At 63.3% G+C, this 2,879-nt stretch carries 3 protein-coding genes and 2 pseudogenes; 3 read left to right on the plus strand and 2 right to left on the minus strand.

Annotated features, from left to right (window positions below; translation table 11 throughout):
* Window positions 1-233 (plus strand): annotated as a pseudogene (locus WB785_RS05010) (DUF1772 domain-containing protein); the annotation flags it as partial.
* Between the two features lie 15 nt (window positions 234-248).
* On the plus strand, window positions 249-617 hold the full coding sequence (locus tag WB785_RS05015; protein ID WP_424077596.1) for a nitroreductase/quinone reductase family protein: 369 nt from the start codon (window positions 249-251) through the stop codon (window positions 615-617).
* Here WB785_RS05015 and WB785_RS05020 read toward each other — a convergent pair.
* Together WB785_RS05020 and metG are read right to left on the minus strand one after the other, a co-directional pair.
* On the minus strand, window positions 614-1,153 hold the full coding sequence (locus WB785_RS05020) for a DUF447 domain-containing protein (protein WP_424077597.1): 540 nt from the start codon (window positions 1,151-1,153) through the stop codon (window positions 614-616). The two genes, WB785_RS05015 and WB785_RS05020, sit on opposite strands and share 4 nt — an antisense overlap.
* A 44-nt stretch (window positions 1,154-1,197) precedes the next feature.
* Window positions 1,198-2,742: a methionine--tRNA ligase gene (metG, locus tag WB785_RS05025; protein WP_424077598.1), complete on the minus strand. Its 1,545-nt coding sequence runs from the start codon at window positions 2,740-2,742 to the stop codon at window positions 1,198-1,200.
* A gap of 24 nt (window positions 2,743-2,766) precedes the next feature.
* Here metG and WB785_RS05030 point away from each other — a divergent pair.
* A pseudogene (locus tag WB785_RS05030) lies at window positions 2,767-2,879 on the plus strand (DNAase); the annotation flags it as partial.

Below are 2,879 nucleotides of genomic sequence, written 5' to 3' on the forward strand. Positions count from 1 at the left end.
ACTGGACGCAAGCCGGTGCAGCCGGTGTCGCCGTCGGCCTGCTGCTGGTTTGGCTGGTGCTCTACCTGCGAGTGAGCGCGCCGATCAACCGCCAACTCACCGCCGCGGCCGATCGTTCCGGGCCGGCGACGGATACCCGTGCGCTGCAACGTCGTTGGGACAAAGTGATCACTATCAGGGCCACGCTGCAGGGCCTTACAGTTGCAGCATTGTGCTTGACGCTGCTGATCTGAAGGGATGTCGAAACCATGTCCAATCCTCGGAATTTCCTGCGTTTAATCATGCGCGCGGCACCGCTTTTCAACGCGCCGGTGACCGCGATTGCGTCTTCCCCGCGGCTCGGGACGAGACTGCGGCGCAGTATTACGCTGATCACCTATACGGGCCGACGTTCGGGACGGACGTTCACTATTCCGGTGGCGTACCGCCGCCGCGGCGACGAGATTGACATCACGCCAAACTTACCGGACGCCAAGACGTGGTGGCGCAACTTCCTCGGCGACGGCGCGCCAATTTCACTGACGCTCAACGGAGTTGAGCGTGGCGGACATGCCGTCGCTCACCGAGACGACAACGGGCGCGTGACCGTCCGAGTTCGACTCGCCGAGTCGACTTAGTCAGCCTGACCCATGTCGAAGCGGGTGGCGCCGTATGGCTCGGAAGTGCCCAGCGCGTAGAGCGTTGCCGGAGCGACTCGGTAAGCATGCCACGGCGCAGGGCCTGCGGACGGGGCGCTGTATTCGGCGGTCAGTGCCTTGCCGTCGACCACGGCTGGCCAGCCGACGTCGCGGAACGCCGCGGCAACCGTGCGCAACTCAACGTCGTCGATGACTTGCGTGGCAGTTCCCTGGATGACGAGGTCGAACTGGTCGGTGGCGACGCTGACTACGCATCGGGAGTCGCGGACGAGGTTGCGCGATTTGCGGGTTCGTGGTCCCGAGGTGAAGTACCAGATGCCGTCTGCCGTGACGACGCCCACCGGTGTCACGTGTGGGCTGCCGTCGGGATTGATCGTGGTCAGCCACACGGTGTGCCGGTTGGGTCCGCCGGTTCCGGGCGCCTGGGTGAGGTCGCCCGTCAAAGCCTCGTGCAGGCGCGACCATTCGATCGGAGGCGCGCCGTAGCCGTCCAGATTGTGCGTCGTGATCGTCATAGTGAGGCAGACCGCCAGCGGCGCGGAAACTCATCGCCGCTGATTCACTCCGCCTGGTAGCGCGGGAAGACGCCGGTGGGCGAGGGCAATACCGTTCCGGGTGTCAAGCGGGTACCGATCGCGGCAAACGTCCGCTGGTTTTGCGGCTGCCCGAGCAAGTCCAACAGCTTGCCCGTCGACTCGGGCATCACCGGCTGGATCAACAGCGCCGCAATCCGCACCGCTTCGCAGGTGGTGTAGAGCACGGTGGCGAAGCGGTCCTGGTCTGCTTCGGAGTCGCTCTTACGCAGTACCCACGGCTGCTGCGCCGAGAAGTATCTGTTCGCCGCGCCGAGCATCAGCCAAATCGCCTCGAGCGCCAAATGCATTGCCTGCGAGTCGAAATCGGCGCGTACTCGGTCGAGCAGGCCATCGGCAGCAGCCAGCAATTCAGTGTCGTCACTGGTGAAATCGCCTGGCGTAGGGACGATCCCGTCGAGGTTCTTGGCCACCATCGACAGTGATCGCTGCGCCAGATTGCCCAATTCGTTGGCCAAGTCGGCATTGGTCCTGGCTATGATCGCATCTTCGCTGTAGCTGCCGTCCTGGCCGAAGGGCACTTCGCGCAGGAAGAAGTAGCGCACCTGGTCGATGCCGAACTCCTCGATCAGGGCGATGGGATCGATCACGTTTCCCACCGACTTGCTCATTTTCTCGCCGCTGTTGAGCACGAAGCCGTGCGCGAAAACTCTTCGCGGGAGTTCAATTCCGGCGGACATCAGAAATGCCGGCCAGTAGACGGCGTGGAATCTGATGATGTCCTTGCCGATCATGTGCAAGTCGGCAGGCCAGTAGCGGTGGAACATCTCGGATTCGGTGTCGGGGTAGCCGACCCCGGTCAGATAGTTGGTCAGCGCGTCGACCCAGACGTACATGACGTGTTCCGGATGCTCGGGCACCTTCACGCCCCAGTCGAACGACGTGCGGGAGATCGAGAGGTCGTTCAACCCCCCGGAGACGAAGCTGACCACCTCGTTGCGTCGCACCTGCGGTCCGATGAAGTCCGGATTGGCTTCGTAATGAGCCAGCAGCTTGTCGGTGTACGCCGACAGCCGGAAGAAGTAGGTCTGCTCTTCTGTCCAGGTCACCGGGGTGCCGGTTTCCACGGCGATGCGAGTGCCGGTGGCGTCCAGAGCTGTTTCGTCCTCGGTGAAGTAGCGCTCGTCGCGCACCGAGTACCAGCCGGCGTAGCTGTCTAGATAGATGTCGCCGGCGTCGGCCATCCGCTGCCAGATCGCCTTCGAGGCTTCGTGGTGGTCGGCGTCGGTGGTGCGAATGAACCGGTCGAAAGAGATATTGAGGTTCTCTTGCAGCCGCTGAAACACGTCGGAGTTCCGCTTGGCAAGTTCTGCGGGCGAAAGGCCTTCGGCTGCTGCTGCCTGCGCCATTTTCAGCCCGTGCTCATCAGTTCCGGTCAGGAAGCGCACGTCGAAGCCGTCGAGCCGCTTGAACCGCGCGAGGGCATCAGTGGCAATGTACTCATACGCATGCCCGATGTGCGGCTCGCCATTCGGGTAGGTAATCGCGGTGGTGACGTAGTAGGGCCTCATCGAGACTCACCTTATTGTGTGCGGGTGGGTTCCAAACGTCAGCCGCCGCCGGCTCCCGAGCCGTTGAGCCCGTTGATCGATGCGCACACTCATCTCGACGCGTGCGGCGCGCAGGACGGCGACGACGTGCGCGCCAT

The organism is Mycobacterium sp. (assembly GCF_049585075.1).
Lineage (GTDB): Bacteria > Actinomycetota > Actinomycetes > Mycobacteriales > Mycobacteriaceae > Mycobacterium.

Coding starts and splice junctions, on each gene's coding strand:
- metG (WP_424077598.1), bottom strand. CDS start 2,742: ATGAGGCCCTACTACGTCACCACCGCGATTACCTACCCGAATGGCGAG.
- WB785_RS05015 (WP_424077596.1), top strand. CDS start 249: ATGTCCAATCCTCGGAATTTCCTGCGTTTAATCATGCGCGCGGCACCG.
- WB785_RS05020 (WP_424077597.1), bottom strand. CDS start 1,153: ATGACGATCACGACGCACAATCTGGACGGCTACGGCGCGCCTCCGATC.